Here is a 16018-nt window from a genome sequence, read left to right as displayed (position 1 = left end):
ATCTGCCGGGTTTCTTTTTTATTGGTTAGGATTATTCGGTGTTAACCAAACTGCGTTAGATTACTGTTGTATTCGTAAACTTGATTCCGGCCAAATCGCTTCGATTGATACAGTGCCAAATCTGAAGCAGAAAACAAATTGTCCAAACTGTATCCTACTTGCAAGCTTGTACTAACACCGAAGCTCGCAGAAACTTTGAATTTGTGTCCTGAAATGCTCGAGTCGATTTTTTCAATGTCTTGTCGGCATCGCTCAGCCAACTGAAAACTGTCTTTGGCAGAGAGCCCCGTTACAATTAAGCCAAATTCTTCACCGCCCATTCGGGTAACGATCCCTTCCTTAGGACACACTCTTAACAGTGAAGCAGCAACTTCACGTAATACCCAGTCGCCCACCTGATGACCGTAGGTGTCATTCACACTCTTAAACAGATCAAGATCGAGCAGTAACATAGAAACTGGCTGACCCGATTTCTGCGCCTGTGTAAGTAGCGTAACGGCTTTTTCACTAAAGAAGCCACGATTATATAAACCGGTGAGGCTGTCTCGGGTGGCGAGATAACGCAATTTGCGGGTTAACTTTCTACTACGGTAACTCCAAAATAACAGCGCCACCCCAACAACGGATACCATTGCTAACGCCAGCATGGTGGTTTTCATTTTCTGGCCAGAATAAAGCGCTTCCGCCTGAAGCAGTTTATTTTGTTTGTCTAGTAAGAGAATTTCATTTTCTTTGGCTTTCACATCGAAGGTGGCTTTTTGGTACGCCAGTTCCCGAATACTTTGCTCCGACGTAAGCAGTGCTTCAATGTCCTGTTTTAACAGTAAATATTGGTAGGCTTTTTCATAGTCCTTTCTGTCCTGATAAATGTCTATCAGAATGCGATAAGCGCCTTTTACACCCTGTTTATACTCACCTTGCGAGTTACTGTTTATGGATTGAATCGCCAGGGCTTCGGCTTCATCAATTCGATTTTCGCCCAGTCGCATTTCCGCTTGTGAAAGTAAAAAGCTGCCAGATAAAGGCGCAAATTTGAGTTCATCCACACGCCAATTGGCTTCTCTTTCAATGATCCTGGCTTTATTGTATTCGGCCGTCGTTACATAGAAGTCGAGCAAGTGAACAAAGTTAAATGCAATAAAGAAGGTTTCGCCGGCACGCTTACAGCTATCGATGGCTTCGTTGAACTGCAACTCGGTTGCCTTTTTTACCTCGAGGTTCATTTCGGCACGCATTGTTCTCGCAAAACATCGTAGCTTGCTGTCGGCAACAGTACTGTTGAGAATCTTTATGACCATAGACTCTCCCTGTTGGCGTAAACCTGCCGTATTATAAAATACAAGCATTCCCTTCCAACCAGCAGCCAGAAGATTGGGGTCATCAATAGTTTCTAATTGTTGTTCTACATCTTTAGAAAGTGCAAATGCGTAATCCCATTCACTTAAATGCGCCGACAAACTAAGCAACGATTTAGCTAATTTGATCCTGGCTTCACCGGGGGGCAATTTATCGTAGAGTCTTTTGTAGTTCTCAGACAAGGTTTCAAACGGAATGTCTTTGGTAGTGAAATAGATAGATAAATAATCGTAAAAATCTCTATCTGAACCTGATAGTTGTTTTTCATCAAGATCAGCAAGCAGCACCTTGGCAGTTTCCCAGTCAGACAATGCCAAAGATTCTATATGTCGTAATCTTTCATGGTCGTCGACAGCAAAACATGCTGTCGATGTGAAGATTAAAAAAACAACTAACCAGTATTTCATTGGGTTCAGGCAACCTTGGGGTTCTTTTCCGGTTCAGGGTCCGGCGTTGGCTCTGTGGGCTCGTTTGGCTCTGTTATTGTCATTATTGGCTTCATTTCTGCGGCCTCTGCTTTTAGTGCGGCAATGCTGTTTAGCTCATCTACGCTGAGGTCGTCAACAGAACGCGTTGTGTCGTTTGCCAATGATGCCAGAATTTCAATTGCTTTTGTCATGTGTGCTTCCTTGTTGCTGTTGTAATTGATGTAATTTATCCAGAATGGCGGTGTTTTTAGTGAGCTTCTTACATGGCGGCACCACCAAGGTGGTCACCAAAGTAAGATTTGCCTCTGGAAGACAATTAAGGGGTATCCATTCAATGCGCGTTTTATCGGTAATTAAGGTAGGACATTCATAGAGCGCCACAGCGTGATCGCTGGTGTAGCCGTAATGTTCAGTTAACATCGACACCAACACTTGTCGCTGCGCTGCACTCGACGTTTTTGCGGTAATGGTTAAATCGCCGGCAAGCGCAATTTGCCATAGGAACAGATAGGCAGATGTATCGATAACACGCTCGAACATCATTAACTGACTGGCCTCAAAGTGCTGACTGCCATAAGCCCCCGGGTCAATCCCCATATCGGCGTAAAGACAATCTTCTGCAGAAATGCCAGGCTCCATATGCGCAGAAAACCCTTCCTTTCGGGCTTGCGCGATGGCGGTATGAGGTACTTGAGCGAACACGCCAGGATGACCGTAAAACGCCCCCACCACAGACTTACCGCTGCGAATTTCAGTCATGATCAATTTAACCATTTCCTGATAAGTCACTCTGCGGTCTTTTCCATCTGCGTACAATGACTGCAGTGAGCGGGTGTCTTTATTCATGGTCGCCAACCAGCGCTCCATAATAGGATGGCAATTGGTGAACACCACATCGGCATGCTCGATATGACTACGACAACGGGCGGACATGTGCGCACCCAACGTCATACCAGGGCCGACACAAACTAAACTTCCTGTATTACTTTGCATGGTAACAACCGTACTGCTTATTTATTATCTATATTCATCGGTTCTGATCTGGCCATTTATTTTTATGCTTAGCCGACCGAATAGCCCTAATTATGCCGGACTATTTGCGCTGGGCAAGTGACAAATGCCCTCGCTGGCATAAAATTGAACAAAGATGTGATCCAGAATAACCCTGTCTGAGTAGCCAGCAAGTTGATGACTTGCCTATCAGGGCTGTTACAATACGCCGGATTATCAGGAGTACGTCATGAGAAAACACATGTATATCGCTTATACCGGCGGCACCATCGGTATGAAACCCTCTAAACAGGGCTATGTACCGGCTTCAGGGTTCTTAGGAAAAACACTGGAAAACATGCCAGAATTCCACCGCCCGGAAATGCCCTTGTACACCCTTCATGAATACGACAACCTGATTGATTCATCAGACATGAACCCTTCAGACTGGCAACGCATCGCCGACGATATTGCCGTAAATTACGATAAGTATGACGGTTTCATCATTCTGCATGGCACCGATACCATGGCGTACACCGCCTCGGCACTCAGCTTTATGCTTGAAGACCTCTCGAAACCGGTTATTGTAACGGGATCGCAAATTCCGTTGGCAGAGCTGCGTTCTGATGGCCAGGTTAATCTGCTAAATGCGCTTTTCGTTGCAGCAAATTATCCTATTGCTGAAGTTGGTCTGTTCTTCAATAACCGCCTGCTACGCGGAAACCGCAGCCGCAAGGTAGACGCAGACGGGTTTAATGCCTTCGACTCGCCGAATTTCCCCCCTCTGCTTGAAGCTGGCATTAATATCCGGGTTAAAGCAGGCAAACTGGCGGAACCCACAACCAAGCCACTAAAAGTCTGTCAGGTAAAATCACAACCCATTGGCTTAGTCAGCTTGTATCCGGGTATTGCTTCTGAGGTGATTAAAAACACCCTTCAACAGCCCGTCAACGCCTTAATTTTGCTTAGCTATGGTGTGGGTAATGCTCCGCAACAACCGGCGTTACTGCAACAATTGCAATACGCTGCCGAACGGGAAATTGTGGTGCTCAACTGCACGCAATGTTTGCGCGGTCGTGTGAATATGGGCGGCTACGCCACGGGTAACAGCCTACGAGAAGTAGGTGTGTTATCTGGTAGTGATATGACACCTGAAGCGGCTCTGGCCAAACTGCATTACCTGCTGAGCCAGAATTTCAGTTATGAAGAAATCAAACAAAAGCTCACCACGAATTTGCGTGGCGAACTTAGCGACGGATAAGAAAACGCAAGCATGCAAGAATACACTGGCTCTTTGAGCAGAATGAAAGTCTCCGTGAATGACGAACACCAAGTGCAATACACCCTACCCATTGGTGACCACCGCGTTGACATGAACAGCCTGATTGGCAGCGAGATAACGCTAACGTCAGCAGGTGAAATTCGTTGCGTACATTGCGACAAGAAAACCAAAAAGAGTTTCAATCAGGGCTACTGCTACCGCTGTTTAATCACCCTTGCACAGTGTGACAGTTGCATTATTAAACCTGAACTCTGCCACTATCATGAAGGTACCTGCCGCGAACCGGAATGGGGCGAAGCTCACTGCCTGAGTGATCATTTTGTGTATTTGGCCAACACCGGCAATTTGAAAGTGGGTATTACCCGCCACGTCAGCGATGCCGTATCGAGTCGTTGGATGGATCAAGGCGCATCGCAAGCACTGGTGTTCTTAAGAGTGAAAGACCGGCTTACCAGTGGCTTGGTGGAAACCCTGTGCAAACAGCATATTGGTGATAAAACGAACTGGCGAACCATGTTAAAAGGTGCGCCGGAACTGCAGGATCTTGAGGCATTAAAAACAACGTTATTGGAAAAAATTGATGCGGGCCTTGATGAGATCCGCCAGCAACATGGACTGGATGCAGTAAGCGAGGCGGCGACGCCGGCCGTAGAGATTAACTACCCCGTAGAGACCTACCCGGTGAAAATTAAATCGATTAACCTGGATAAAACCCCTGCGTTTACCGGTGTACTAACTGGTATCAAAGGGCAGTATTTAATGCTCGACGAAGATCGGGTCATTAATATCAGAAAATATTCAGGTTATCAGGCAACGCTTTCCGTTTAAGAGCGATTTTCGTCTCTCTGGCTAATCCTGTGGTCATTTTCCGTCAGGAATTACTGTAGCCTCATAAATCGAAGCTGTGTATACGAAAAAAGCGACAATCACTGTCGCTTTTTTTTCGTTTTACAATCCATCTTCCGCACTGACTAATTCGTAGATACGCACAAATTCATCATCCAGCGAGTTGTTCGGCATACTTTGCCCTGCTCTGTTGTACCAGTATCGGGCGTTAGGCATATCACCTTCCTGACGATGCAGAAACCCATGTATCAGACAGGAAAAGGCATCATCAAAGTTTTCCACCATATCATGAGATTTCTGCCAATTGCCCTGACCGGCTTCATTCAGTGCCTGTAAGTGAAAATCCGCCATTAATGACACTCCTCGCCACTCATCTCCCGGGCAATATCGTCGAGTTTTGCTGCAGTGTCATCAAAACTGCCATCGGCGTAGCGATATTTGATGAGCACATGCTGCGCACTTCGACCACGTTTTACCACCAACTCTTTCGCATCGAAGTGTTTTACTGTGTTTAAAAACCGGTAGGCATTGGGCTCGGTCTCAAAAACAAACTCTACTTGCACCAGCATTAACGCACTCCCTTCAGTACCACTGCATTTTCCTGCACGGTACTTAGGATAACCGCCATTCGTTGCAACTCATCAGCTTGCGGTACGCCACAGGCTAACCAATTAGCGACAGAATCAGAGAAAGAATCTTCGTCACCCCTTTCCAAACGGGCAGCCATTAATGACAACTGAACGTCTCGACGCTCTTGCATCAATGCTGCAGTAGCGGGGATGTCTAGCTGAATTTCAAGAACATGGGCATACCAACTACGGCTATTTGCGGGTTGTGTCGTATTGCCGGAAATCGCCGACCGCCATATTTTGGGCAGCGCGTCCCAACTTTCGGCATCCTGTGGTTTCACAGAACCATCAGACCAGAGCGATAATACTTCAACCAGCGCAATTATTGCGCCCCGTCGATCGTCCAGCGCATTTGCTTGCAATTGGCTGTCCACACTACGGCGGAGCTTATCAATCCGTTGCTGGATCACAGCCTGCTTGCGGCTGTCCAATGTTTTCATGGTGTCAATGAGCGGCACAAGTGCGGCATCAACGGCCTCAGGCTGTTGGTGCACCGAGCGGCTTATGGTTTTAATCTGCTCGAGTAAACGCTCCACTTCATCGCTTTGTTGCTTCTGCTGCGCTTGTCGAATAGATTTCACCTCGTTAAAGAGCTTGTCGTTTACCTCTTTAAACGCTTGCCATAAACGCGTTTCATAACGCTTGCCGGCATGCCCTATTGTCTTCCAGTGCTGCTGCAATTCCTGTGCTCTGGCTGCACTTTGTTGCAAATCATCACTCTCGGCAAGGGCTTTGGCTTCATCGATCACCGCCTGCTTTTTACTGCGGTTATCAGCAAACCAAGCGGTTACACGTTCGTTAATCGGCGCAAGTGCCTTATCCCAACGCTTTTTAAGGCGGGTATATTTACCTTTTTCTACTGTACCGGCATCTCGCCAGCGCTGTTTCAGCTTTTCAAGCTGCCTGGACATAGCGGCAATATCATCTTCCTGTGAAGACAGCGCGCTAAGCGACTGAATTAATACTTCACGGACTTCAGCAGCTTCAGCCCGTTGACGCTCTTGTTCTGCATAGAATTCACGGCACGGCGCAAAGGCTGCTTCAAGTGCGTTATCGAAAGCCTGGTCCTGCTCGTCTTTTGGCTGTCCAACAGAAAGTGATTGCCACTGTTGGCGTAGCTGCCTGATATTTTCTGCACGGGCTGGAATATCGTCAGTCGGACTGGCTGCTAACTGCTGTGCCTGTTCCAACATGGCGGGTTTACGTGGCGCGGCCAGATAACTTTGCCAGCCTTCAAGACGGGAAATTTGCTCGCTAACCTGACTATAGCGTCGGCTGAGTTGTTCCTGCCCGCGTGCGTCTAACGATTGGTAAGCGGTTTCCAGCTCACTGAAACGACTCATGGCAGCACGAAAACGCCCAGAATCGACAAGATTTGTGATTAGCGACAATAACCGACGACACTGCTTTAAGCCTTGCTCGGCCTGTGCGCGGGCTGCTGTTTCGTGTTGCTTTTGGCTACGCGATACCGCTCCCCACCGCTTACGCCAGCTAGCGCTGACCGGATAGACTAAATTGTCTGATTCAGCCCACTGCTTGTTCAACCCCTGCCATTCATCAGCAGGCAATGGCCCGGAGGTTTCGGTGCTAAGTGCTTCTGCGCGTTTAAGCACATCCAGCAAACGTTTCGCAATTTGCTGCTGGGCAGAAAACATGTCTAGCTGGGTAATGAGATCAGAGATAGTTTGTTGCAGTTGACGATATTCCCGCATATCAGGATTACTCGCAAAATGGGTTAAGGTGCTCTCAAGGTCGCGTACCTGACCATTTACCGACTCAACATCCTGTAGCTTAGCTTCACACAGGCGTTCGGTATATAACCATTTCACCTTTGCTGTAGCATCGTCTACCTGCTGTAAGAATGCCTGACGGGACGCCTCGGCCTCACGGGCAGCGGATTCTGCTTTCCACACAGCTTCCAGTTTATGATGATGGCGACTGACTTTGTCTTCCAGCCGTTCCCGCTTTTCGATCAATGTAGAACGAACGTCCTCATTGAACACATCAAGGTGTTCATCCAGCGCTGCCATTTCTTGCCGACAAGCAGACAGACGTGCATCAACATCGTTGAAGTCGTGTCGGTCGGTCAGGGCTTGCAGCTTGGATAATGTCAGCGTGTAAGCCTGTTCAAGTTGTTTCGGCTTGTCTGCCGCTTCAGTAAGCAAAGAAAGCTTGTCATTAATGCGCTGACTCAACGCTGCATCATTGGTTTTTTTCAACAACTTATTTAAAAATGGGATATCTGCTGCATCATTAATGATTTGCTGTTGCACACCTGCAGAGGCATGACGACTGTAAAATTGTAGCGTGAAATCACTACGCCCAATTTTTGCCAATAATGACAACACGAGATCGTCACCGAGTGACGCATTCTGCTGGGATTCCAGCACTTTTTTTACAAGTTCAACCGGTGCCTGCTTGATCAGGTACTCGGCTTTTTCCTCGGCTGAAATTTCGGTACTGGTAGGGTCGCCAACCACATCCTCAACCCGACTAACAGCACGACGCCGAAGTTTTGCATCATTCGCCGTCTGCGACATTTTTAGCCAAAGCGGAAAAGAATCCAGTTTCTCTAATGCGGCCAGGCTGACATCACAGTCATCATCGTTAAACGCAAGCTCGTGCAAGGTGGCGCGTTCTGTCGCTTTTTCCGGTGATAATTTGGCGATAGCCTGTATACGTTTCTCTGGATTGGGACTGCTGTGCGCGGGTGAAAATAGTCGACTAAATATCATCCTGACTGAACCGGGCTATGGTGTTTTCATCTTGTTCCGCCTGAAGTGCTTCGCGGAACTCTCTTTTGCTTTTGTGCACAATTTCACCGGCTTCATTCACCGTCATGTGCTCAGAGGATTTTTCAATTTTTGATTGATAAAGCAATACGGCCTGCATACAACTTTCGCGTTGTTCTTCTGACAACACTGTGCCATCAGGCCATTTCCCGGTTTCGACAGCCTGACGGAGGCGCGTGTACACCTCTGGTGTCATGGCTGAGAGTAATGCATCTATATTCATGAATTAAATCGTTTCACAATAACTAATCTGACACGGTTGATAACATACCACACAAAGCCGATGACCGTGGCGGTTATTGCAATGTTATGCTGCATATCACCCGGTTTAGTGCCCCCCACATACATAAAGAGGAACCCTGCGACAAAAAGCAGAACGGCCAGCAAAGACTGGTTCTGAATACTCTGATGTTTTTTGTAACGCTGAAGACTCTGTTTTCTCAGAATATCTTCAGCAGAGGCATCGCCTACCTGAAATCCGCAATGCGGGCACACGTCGGATTTATCTGAAATCTTCTTATTACACGCTGGACAATCTGTTAATGCCATTATTGCTCCTGTACGTTTATTTTGCTGCTTACATCTTCGTCATGTTGTTCAGTCGTCGATGACAAACGCATTGTACAAAAAAGGGCACCAACGTGCCCTTTTTCGTTATCTGGCTGACTTTACTTATCGTCGCGGACCCGCGTCCAATATTCATCAACCGTCTGCTTCATTTCCTTGCTTAGCATTACTATACCAAACAGGTTAGGCAGTGTCATAACAACAATCGCTACAGCCGATAATGCCCATACCAGTGTGGTATCTGAAAACGATGCCCACACAAAGCCTGCCACGTAAATGACTCGGTATGGCATCACAGAGCGTGGCCCAAGCAGATAAGTCATGGCACGGTCGCCGTAGTACGACCAGGCTATTGCTGTAGAGAAGGCAAACAACATCAAGCCAATAGACACAATGTACTGACCAAAGCTGCCGAAATAGCCACGGGTAAAGGCAATGGTAGTGAGTGCTGCCGAATGCACCAATGATTTACCAGATACTTCAAGGTTGGTTTTTACTGGCTTGCCGTCTTTAATTTGAAGTGTTCCCGTATAGGCATCTTCATCGCCTAAGGAATAACTCACATCTTCAGCAATTGAACGGGCATTAATGAGCGTAAAACCTTCACTTACCGCGGTACCGTTAACCACCGAAATAGGGCCGGTGTAGTTCTCAACACCACTGCCCTCTATATCGTTGAGGTACTTGTACAGCGCTTCTTTGTCAGCTGGATTGTCGTCTGCATAAACACCTTGAACAAAGTACATGTCTGAGCGATCGAAGACATTCTGGTGTTTTTCTTTCCACACACCGGACGACAAAATAACCAGACCGGTGACAGTACAAATCAGAATGGTATCAATGAAAGGCTCCAGCAGTGACACCATACCTTCCGATGCCGGCTCGCTGGTGCGTGCCGCGGCGTGCGCGATTGGCGCCGAGCCCTGACCCGCCTCGTTAGAAAACAGTCCACGGTTAACACCACGGTTAAATGCATAGGCTAATGATGCCCCAAGGAAACCACCCGCAGCAGCTGAACCGGAAAATGCATCACCAATAACCGCAGCGAAAGATGGCCCAATGTTCTCCGCATTCGCGAAAATAACGGCAAGGGCACCAATCAGATAAATAACCGCCATAATAGGAACAATTTTAGAGGTAAAAGCAGCAATACGCTGAATACCACCTAAAATAACCAAGGCCAGTAAGATACCCAGTACACTGCCCACTACCAGTGGGTCAAAACCGAATGTCGCTTCAATACTCTGCGCAATACCATTACTTTGCGGCAGGTTACCCGTGCCGAAAGAACTGACAACGGTGGCGATAGCGAACGCCACTGCCAACCATTTCATGTTTAGACGACGGTCCATGTAATACATAGGACCACCCGCCATGGTGCCGTCTTCCGTTTTAACACGGTATTTGTGCGACAGGGTGACTTCCACAAATTTTGTGGTCATACCCAAAAAGGCGGTTGCCCACATCCAAAACAGTGCTGCCGGACCACCCAAGAATATGGCAAACGCCACACCGGAAATATTACCTGTGCCCACAGTACCAGACAGTGCAGTCGTTAGTGCACGGAAGTGTGTGGTATCCCCTTCCTCGCCGTCTTTGTCATACTTGCCGGTTACCACCAACCAAGCATGTTTAAAGAAACGGATTTGTGGAAATTTAAGATAAACCGTAAAAAATAGACCAACCCCAAGCAGTACGAAGGGGAACCATGGAGCGCCCCCAAGCATGCCATCAAGTGACGTTAAAAAATTATACAAGCCTTCCAAGACGAGTTCCCCTCAATACTTTTGTTGTTATGTATGTTGCGTGATTATTATTATCGCAGCTGTGACACTACCGCACGCACGGCAACGAGTAAATCTTCACCGAGTTGACGACAGCGTTGCACGGACCAGCCATAAACTGGGTCCGGTAAATTTTTATTATCTTTAAAAGGCATTTCGAGCGTGTAAGCCAGGCAGTCGAATTTCTCGCCTACCGCATTTGACGCAACAGTCAGGTTTGCCTGGCCAGGTTGGTCTTTCGCGTAACCAAACTCGTCCTGGAATTCAGGTGTGGCCAACAGCAATGCGTATTTGAATGTATTTTCAAGATGCGCAAGTCGCTCTGAGTAACACGGAATACCCTCACTGCCAGCGACAAAGTTATAAGGCAGTGCCTCATCGCCGTGGATATCCAGATACATGTCCACACCGGTTTCAGCCATGGTATTCAATACGTACAATACCTCCGGGCTCTTTTCCGCCGACGGCGTGGCCCACTCGCGGTTCAGGTTCGTTCCTACCGCATTGGTACGCAGATGGCCTCTTGCAGAACCATCTGGATTCATATTCGGCACAACATAGAAAACGGCTTCATCGAGCAAATGTCTGGCAAGCCCGTCTTGTTCATCAAGCAAACGATAAATAAGGGCTTCAGCACACCACTCTGCCATGGTTTCTCCTGGATGTTGGCGGGCCGTGATCCAAATTTTCTTTTTCGTGGGCTCTTCTTCACCAATAACCAGCAGATTCATATCACGACCGTCGAGGGTTTCGCCCAGGAAACGGTGTTCACAGCGCAGCGACATTTGCGCGTCGCCAACGAGATCGAGGTGGCGTTCGTAGCTGTAGGGAATGAAATAAGCGAAATAAACGGAAGACTGTTCGGGAGTGAAACTGAACGTAAGGTTATCGCCGTCGAATACACTGTTTACACGGAACCAGGTCTGACGGTCATAGGATGCCAGTACATCATAATCTTTCCAACCACCGGGATACGCAGACTTCGCTAGTTCAGAGATAGTAATATTGTGTGTTTCAAACACGTCACCAAACAAACGGAAGTGAAACCACTGGTAGAAATCGGATTGATTGTCTTTGTTGATACCCAGAACGATGTTGTCTGGAGAGTCGGCTTTGATTACGCGAATGTTGCCGCTGTCGAATTGACTGGAGATATGCATGGTACTGTCGTGCCCTTATATTTTTGCCGCTTAATTTAGCATAGACGGCCTTGTAAATACCACGTTTAACATCCCTGCAACGACTATTCTGTCTGAGTTTTGCGCAGTTCGCTCATTGGGCAGACCATGGAATAAGAATACCTCGCCATTTGTACACCAGGCATAAAAAAACCGGTGCAACCAAATGGCAGCACCGGTAATAACGCCTGCGTTACAACTTATGCAGGTAACGTTGGGAAAGTGATCCCCGCCATGTCACGTACTACGCGAAGAACCTGACAGCTGTAGCCAAATTCGTTGTCGTACCATACGTACAGGGTTAAACGATTTTCAGCCACGATGGTCGCTTGCGAATCCACCACACTGGCAGCCCGTGAACCGACTAAATCGGTAGAGACAATTTCTTTACTTGCGGTGTAATCAATTTGATGTTGCAAGGTAGAAAACAGCGCAGTGTCGCGAAGAAATTCGTTAACGGCTAACTTATCGGTAGACGTTTTCAAGTTCAGATTCAAAATCGCCATCGATACGTTAGGGGTAGGTACACGAATCGCATTGCCTGTGAGTTTGCCAGCCAGCTTGGGATAGGCTTTCGCCACGGCTTTTGCAGCACCGGTTTCGGTGATAACCATGTTAAGTGGTGCAGCTCGGCCACGACGGTCAGCTTTATGGTAGTTATCAATCAAGTTTTGATCGTTAGTGAAACTGTGTACCGTTTCCACATGACCTGACTCAATACCATATTCTTCGTCCAGTGCTTTCAGTACTGGCGTAATCGCATTGGTGGTACAACTCGCAGCAGATAGAATGGTATCTGAAGCCAACACATCTTCGTGGTTCACGCCATGCACGATGTTCTTGATATCGCCTTTACCCGGCGCCGTCAGTAGCGCCTTAGCCGCACCTTTCGACTTCAGGTGCATACCTAAACCGTCGCGGTCACGCCACATACCCGTGTTATCAACAACAATGGCATCGTTGATACCGTATTTGGTGTAATCCACTTCATCAGGACTGTTAGCGTAAATAATTTGAATAAATGAGCCGTTTGCTTTGATTGCTTGGCGTTCGTGGTCAATGGTAATACTGCCATTGAATGGGCCATGCACAGAGTCACGGCGCAGTAAGCTGGCGCGCTTTTCAAGGTCACCCTCTTTACCACCACGGACAACAATGGCGCGTAAACGCAATTTGTTCGCTTTACCCTGTCTTTCGATAAGCAAACGGGCAAGTAAACGACCGATACGTCCAAAGCCATACAGCACCACATCTTGTGGCACTTGCTCGTCGTCTTCATTGACCACGTCACCCAATTTTTCAGCCAGATAGGCATCGAGATCTTTTTGATCCACCGCGCTGCCGTAATTGAAATCGAATGCAAGCTTACCAATGTCAATTTGAGATGGCGCCAGAGACATAGTGGTAAGGGCTTCTAGGATTGGAAAGCTCTCACGTAAACGCAGCTTGATGCCTTCATGAAGACGAACCTTACGGTGAGCCTTAATGATATCAATCACGCTCGCGCCCAGTAATGAACGACCGTAGACTGATACTTCCACTGAATGGTTTCTGTAGAGTTTACCTACCAGTGGCAACATCATTTCAGCGTATTCCTGACGCTCCTGCCAGCTGCTTTGCAATTCCTGTTCAAACTGTTGATTCATGCCTTTGCCTTCGCCAATATAATTTAACCAGAGTGCTCATGCAGGCTGTGTAAGGTGTAGGGTACACAAGGTGTTAAATTCGTTCTCTGCATGAACGACAGCTATTCTATGGAAAGGTGTGCCGATAACCAAACTGTTGAAAAATTTCAGAAATATAGATTTTTTTGTTCTCTCGTCAATTTCTTTGGTAAGTTTCCAACAATAAATGGAATTCTTCCCAACAGGCAGCAAGAATCTTCATCCAGCAAATTAGGTAGCAGTTTTAAAACGGTAGGATTACAGACAGGAAAACAACGTGAAAAGCGTTGATTGATCAATTTATAAAGAAAATGGCTGTTCTAGCAGTTACAAAATTTCTGAAAACAACTTTCATGGTAATTTTCTGTATTTTTTAGATTTATGGACATCCCATAAACAAAAACACCGCTTATGATATAAGCGGCGTTTATTTTTTAACCACAAGTGAAGTGTGCTAGCCGCGTATTAACTCATCCTTTTCAGTTTTAAACGAAAGAGACAACGAGTTCACGCAATAACGCTGGCCGGTTTCGGTAGGGCCATCGGGAAATACATGGCCCAAATGGGCTTTGCACGACTTACAAACAATTTCGGTGCGGCGCATACCGTGACTATTGTCTTGATGATACTCAACGTTCTCATCATCAGATTGTCGGTCGAAGGACGGCCAACCACAATGTGAGTCGAATTTTGCATCTGCAGTAAATAGCACTGCGCCACAACACTTGCACAAGTACTCACCGGGGCGTTTCTCATTCAGCAATACACCGGTAAACGGGCGCTCTGTTCCCGCCTGACGGGTAACATGATACTCGTCGTCGGTAAGCGTTTTTTTCCAGTCTGTATTGTCTGTCATGATGCACTCCGGTTAGCTAATCTATTTTTTGATAGCAACCTGAGGCCTTGCTGGATCACTCCAATCAAGGTGGAACTTCTTACCTGCCGGCTTATCAACACGTTGATAAGTGTGCGCGCCGAAATAGTCGCGTTGGCCTTGCAGTAGATTCGCAGGTAGCACTGCGGTGCGGTAAGAATCGTAGTAACTCAATGCTGACATCATTGCTGGGCATGGAATGCCTGCCAAGGCGGCCTGCGCCAGTGATTCACGCCAATCAGATTGATATTCAGTGATTTGCTCGGCAAAGAATGGATCAAGCAGCAAGTTAGCCAGTTCTTCGTTGTTTTCGTACGCTTTGGCAATAGACTGCAAGAATACTGCGCGAATGATACAACCCGCGCGCCAGATTTTTGCAATACCGCCAAAATCCAGTTCCCAGCCATGTTCTTTCGAAGCAACGTCCATTAACTGGAAGCCTTGAGCGTATGCACAGATTTTTGAACAGTACAGCGCATATTCCAGCTTATCGATGGCCACAAATTTCTCTTCATCAGAAAGCGGCTTCACATCGGGACCTTGCAATACCTTACTGGCAGCGACACGCTCATCTTTAAGGCTTGAAAGGCTGCGAGCAAATACTGCTGAGGTAATCGTTTGCGCCGGGCTACCTACTTGTAGCGCACTGACTGCGGTCCATAAGCCGGTGCCTTTTTGACCCGCTTTGTCGAGGATCACATCTACCAGCGGTTCACCCGTTTCAGGGTCGAGCTGTTCAAGCACTTCCGCACTAATCTCAATCAGGTAGCTGTTCAGTTTCCCTTTATTCCAGCGACGGAACACTTCAGCAATTTCTGCTGCAGACATATGCAAAGCGGTACGCATAACCTGATACGTTTCACAAATGAGCTGCATATCGGCGTATTCGATACCGTTGTGCACCATTTTCACATAGTGACCAGCACCCACTGGGCCAATATACGTGGCACACGGTTCGCCTTCTGTTACCGGTTCACCCGGCGTGAAAGATTCGATAGGCAGACCACTTTGTGCATCAACCTTCGCTGAAATCGCTTTTAAGATGGGTTCTAATCGTGTCCAGGCATAAGGATTGCCTGATGGCATAAGTGACGGTCCGAAACGGGCACCGACTTCACCGCCTGACACAGCGGTGGAGAAAAAGATGAATTTACTTTTATACTTCTCTTCCCGCTCTACGGAATCAGTCCAAAGACTGTTACCCGTATCGACGACAATGTCATCGGCCTGTATGCCCGCATCAATCAGGTGCGAACAAACGTGGTCTACCGGCTCACCAGCAGGCACAGACAGAATTACCATGTGAGGTGACTTTAACTTACTGAGTAATTCTGTGTACGAGCTACAACCTTCAACTCGGGCTGGCAAATCGCCACGCTCTTCTTCGTCTTTGGCAATGATGGCGTCGACTTTGGTTTGATCCAGATCGAAGCACGCTACGCGAAAACCATGATCAACAAGGTTAAGCGTTAGGTTGGCGCCCATTACGCCTAAACCAATAAAACCAATATCACACTTAGGATCAGTGTGTTTTCCATCTTCTTTTTGCATTGGGTGTCACCTCAGGTTACAGATGGCTGCGGATCATACCACCCGTTATACGCACGAACACTATAAGAAGCGCTTTT

General features: G+C 47.3%; 15 protein-coding genes. 2 read left to right on the top strand and 13 right to left on the bottom strand.

Annotated features, from left to right (window positions below):
- Positions 1-41: 41 nt before the first annotated feature.
- From ACXAFQ_RS08415 to ACXAFQ_RS08405, 3 genes are read right to left on the bottom strand one after another with little or no spacing between them, the layout of a single operon-like run.
- Complete coding sequence (locus ACXAFQ_RS08415; RefSeq protein WP_474819956.1) at positions 42-1763, bottom strand: GGDEF domain-containing protein; 1722 nt, start codon at positions 1761-1763, stop codon at positions 42-44.
- Positions 1764-1768: 5 nt separating this feature from the next.
- Positions 1769-1975: a hypothetical protein gene (locus ACXAFQ_RS08410; protein WP_474819954.1), complete on the bottom strand. Its 207-nt coding sequence runs from the start codon at positions 1973-1975 to the stop codon at positions 1769-1771.
- Positions 1959-2777: an SAM-dependent methyltransferase gene (locus ACXAFQ_RS08405; RefSeq protein ID WP_474819950.1), complete on the bottom strand. Its 819-nt coding sequence runs from the start codon at positions 2775-2777 to the stop codon at positions 1959-1961. The genes ACXAFQ_RS08410 and ACXAFQ_RS08405 overlap by 17 nt, the downstream gene beginning before the upstream one ends.
- A gap of 247 nt (positions 2778-3024) precedes the next feature.
- Between ACXAFQ_RS08405 and ansA the strand changes: the two genes are divergently transcribed.
- Both ansA and ACXAFQ_RS08395 read left to right on the top strand, forming a co-directional pair.
- Positions 3025-4035: an asparaginase gene (ansA, locus tag ACXAFQ_RS08400; protein ID WP_474819946.1), complete on the top strand. Its 1011-nt coding sequence runs from the start codon at positions 3025-3027 to the stop codon at positions 4033-4035.
- 12 nt (positions 4036-4047) lie between these two features.
- The gene (locus ACXAFQ_RS08395) at positions 4048-4884 is read left to right on the top strand and encodes a DUF2797 domain-containing protein (protein ID WP_474819942.1); all 837 of its coding nucleotides are present in this window, start codon (positions 4048-4050) and stop codon (positions 4882-4884) included.
- 120 nt (positions 4885-5004) lie between these two features.
- Here the strand turns inward: ACXAFQ_RS08395 and ACXAFQ_RS08390 are convergent, their stop codons facing one another.
- From ACXAFQ_RS08390 to gndA, 10 genes are all read right to left on the bottom strand, one after another.
- Complete coding sequence (locus ACXAFQ_RS08390; RefSeq protein WP_070124207.1) at positions 5005-5253, bottom strand: hypothetical protein; 249 nt, start codon at positions 5251-5253, stop codon at positions 5005-5007.
- Positions 5253-5471: a hypothetical protein gene (locus ACXAFQ_RS08385; protein WP_474819934.1), complete on the bottom strand. Its 219-nt coding sequence runs from the start codon at positions 5469-5471 to the stop codon at positions 5253-5255. Before ACXAFQ_RS08385 ends, ACXAFQ_RS08390 begins: the two co-directional genes overlap by 1 nt.
- The gene (locus tag ACXAFQ_RS08380; RefSeq protein ID WP_474819930.1) at positions 5471-8266 is read right to left on the bottom strand and encodes a DUF349 domain-containing protein; all 2796 of its coding nucleotides are present in this window, start codon (positions 8264-8266) and stop codon (positions 5471-5473) included. The genes ACXAFQ_RS08385 and ACXAFQ_RS08380 overlap by 1 nt, the downstream gene beginning before the upstream one ends.
- Positions 8256-8546 (bottom strand): YeaC family protein, encoded by a 291-nt coding sequence (locus ACXAFQ_RS08375; protein WP_070124213.1) that lies wholly within the window; start codon positions 8544-8546, stop codon positions 8256-8258. The genes ACXAFQ_RS08380 and ACXAFQ_RS08375 overlap by 11 nt, the downstream gene beginning before the upstream one ends.
- On the bottom strand, positions 8543-8872 hold the full coding sequence (locus tag ACXAFQ_RS08370; protein ID WP_474819925.1) for a hypothetical protein: 330 nt from the start codon (positions 8870-8872) through the stop codon (positions 8543-8545). Before ACXAFQ_RS08370 ends, ACXAFQ_RS08375 begins: the two co-directional genes overlap by 4 nt.
- 119 nt (positions 8873-8991) lie before the next feature.
- The gene (locus ACXAFQ_RS08365; protein ID WP_474819921.1) at positions 8992-10656 is read right to left on the bottom strand and encodes an alanine/glycine:cation symporter family protein; all 1665 of its coding nucleotides are present in this window, start codon (positions 10654-10656) and stop codon (positions 8992-8994) included.
- Positions 10657-10706: 50 nt separating this feature from the next.
- On the bottom strand, positions 10707-11834 hold the full coding sequence (locus tag ACXAFQ_RS08360) for a M14 family metallopeptidase (protein ID WP_474819918.1): 1128 nt from the start codon (positions 11832-11834) through the stop codon (positions 10707-10709).
- A gap of 218 nt (positions 11835-12052) precedes the next feature.
- Positions 12053-13498, bottom strand: coding sequence for a glyceraldehyde-3-phosphate dehydrogenase (locus ACXAFQ_RS08355; RefSeq protein WP_474819916.1), 1446 nt, complete (start codon positions 13496-13498; stop codon positions 12053-12055).
- 472 nt (positions 13499-13970) lie between these two features.
- The gene (gene msrB, locus ACXAFQ_RS08350; RefSeq protein ID WP_474819914.1) at positions 13971-14372 is read right to left on the bottom strand and encodes a peptide-methionine (R)-S-oxide reductase MsrB; all 402 of its coding nucleotides are present in this window, start codon (positions 14370-14372) and stop codon (positions 13971-13973) included.
- Positions 14373-14393: 21 nt separating this feature from the next.
- Positions 14394-15941, bottom strand: coding sequence for an NADP-dependent phosphogluconate dehydrogenase (gene gndA, locus ACXAFQ_RS08345; protein ID WP_474819910.1), 1548 nt, complete (start codon positions 15939-15941; stop codon positions 14394-14396).
- Positions 15942-16018 lie beyond the last annotated feature (77 nt).

The organism is Alteromonas sp. ABH2_165, from assembly GCF_056159945.1.
This window is presented reverse-complemented; position numbering and strand designations above follow the sequence as displayed.

Excerpts from the sequence above, each read along its gene's own strand:
- ACXAFQ_RS08385 (WP_474819934.1), bottom strand. The coding sequence starts at position 5,471 with ATGCTGGTGCAAGTAGAGTTTGTTTTTGAGACCGAGCCCAATGCCTAC.
- msrB (WP_474819914.1), bottom strand. The coding sequence starts at position 14,372 with ATGACAGACAATACAGACTGGAAAAAAACGCTTACCGACGACGAGTAT.
- ACXAFQ_RS08410 (WP_474819954.1), bottom strand. The coding sequence starts at position 1,975 with ATGACAAAAGCAATTGAAATTCTGGCATCATTGGCAAACGACACAACG.
- ACXAFQ_RS08370 (WP_474819925.1), bottom strand. The coding sequence starts at position 8,872 with ATGGCATTAACAGATTGTCCAGCGTGTAATAAGAAGATTTCAGATAAA.
- ACXAFQ_RS08405 (WP_474819950.1), bottom strand. The coding sequence starts at position 2,777 with ATGCAAAGTAATACAGGAAGTTTAGTTTGTGTCGGCCCTGGTATGACG.
- ACXAFQ_RS08380 (WP_474819930.1), bottom strand. The coding sequence starts at position 8,266 with ATGATATTTAGTCGACTATTTTCACCCGCGCACAGCAGTCCCAATCCA.
- ACXAFQ_RS08375 (WP_070124213.1), bottom strand. The coding sequence starts at position 8,546 with ATGAATATAGATGCATTACTCTCAGCCATGACACCAGAGGTGTACACG.
- ACXAFQ_RS08390 (WP_070124207.1), bottom strand. The coding sequence starts at position 5,253 with ATGGCGGATTTTCACTTACAGGCACTGAATGAAGCCGGTCAGGGCAAT.
- ACXAFQ_RS08395 (WP_474819942.1), top strand. The coding sequence starts at position 4,048 with ATGCAAGAATACACTGGCTCTTTGAGCAGAATGAAAGTCTCCGTGAAT.
- ACXAFQ_RS08360 (WP_474819918.1), bottom strand. The coding sequence starts at position 11,834 with ATGCATATCTCCAGTCAATTCGACAGCGGCAACATTCGCGTAATCAAA.
- gndA (WP_474819910.1), bottom strand. The coding sequence starts at position 15,941 with ATGCAAAAAGAAGATGGAAAACACACTGATCCTAAGTGTGATATTGGT.
- ACXAFQ_RS08355 (WP_474819916.1), bottom strand. The coding sequence starts at position 13,498 with ATGAATCAACAGTTTGAACAGGAATTGCAAAGCAGCTGGCAGGAGCGT.
- ACXAFQ_RS08415 (WP_474819956.1), bottom strand. The coding sequence starts at position 1,763 with ATGAAATACTGGTTAGTTGTTTTTTTAATCTTCACATCGACAGCATGT.
- ansA (WP_474819946.1), top strand. The coding sequence starts at position 3,025 with ATGAGAAAACACATGTATATCGCTTATACCGGCGGCACCATCGGTATG.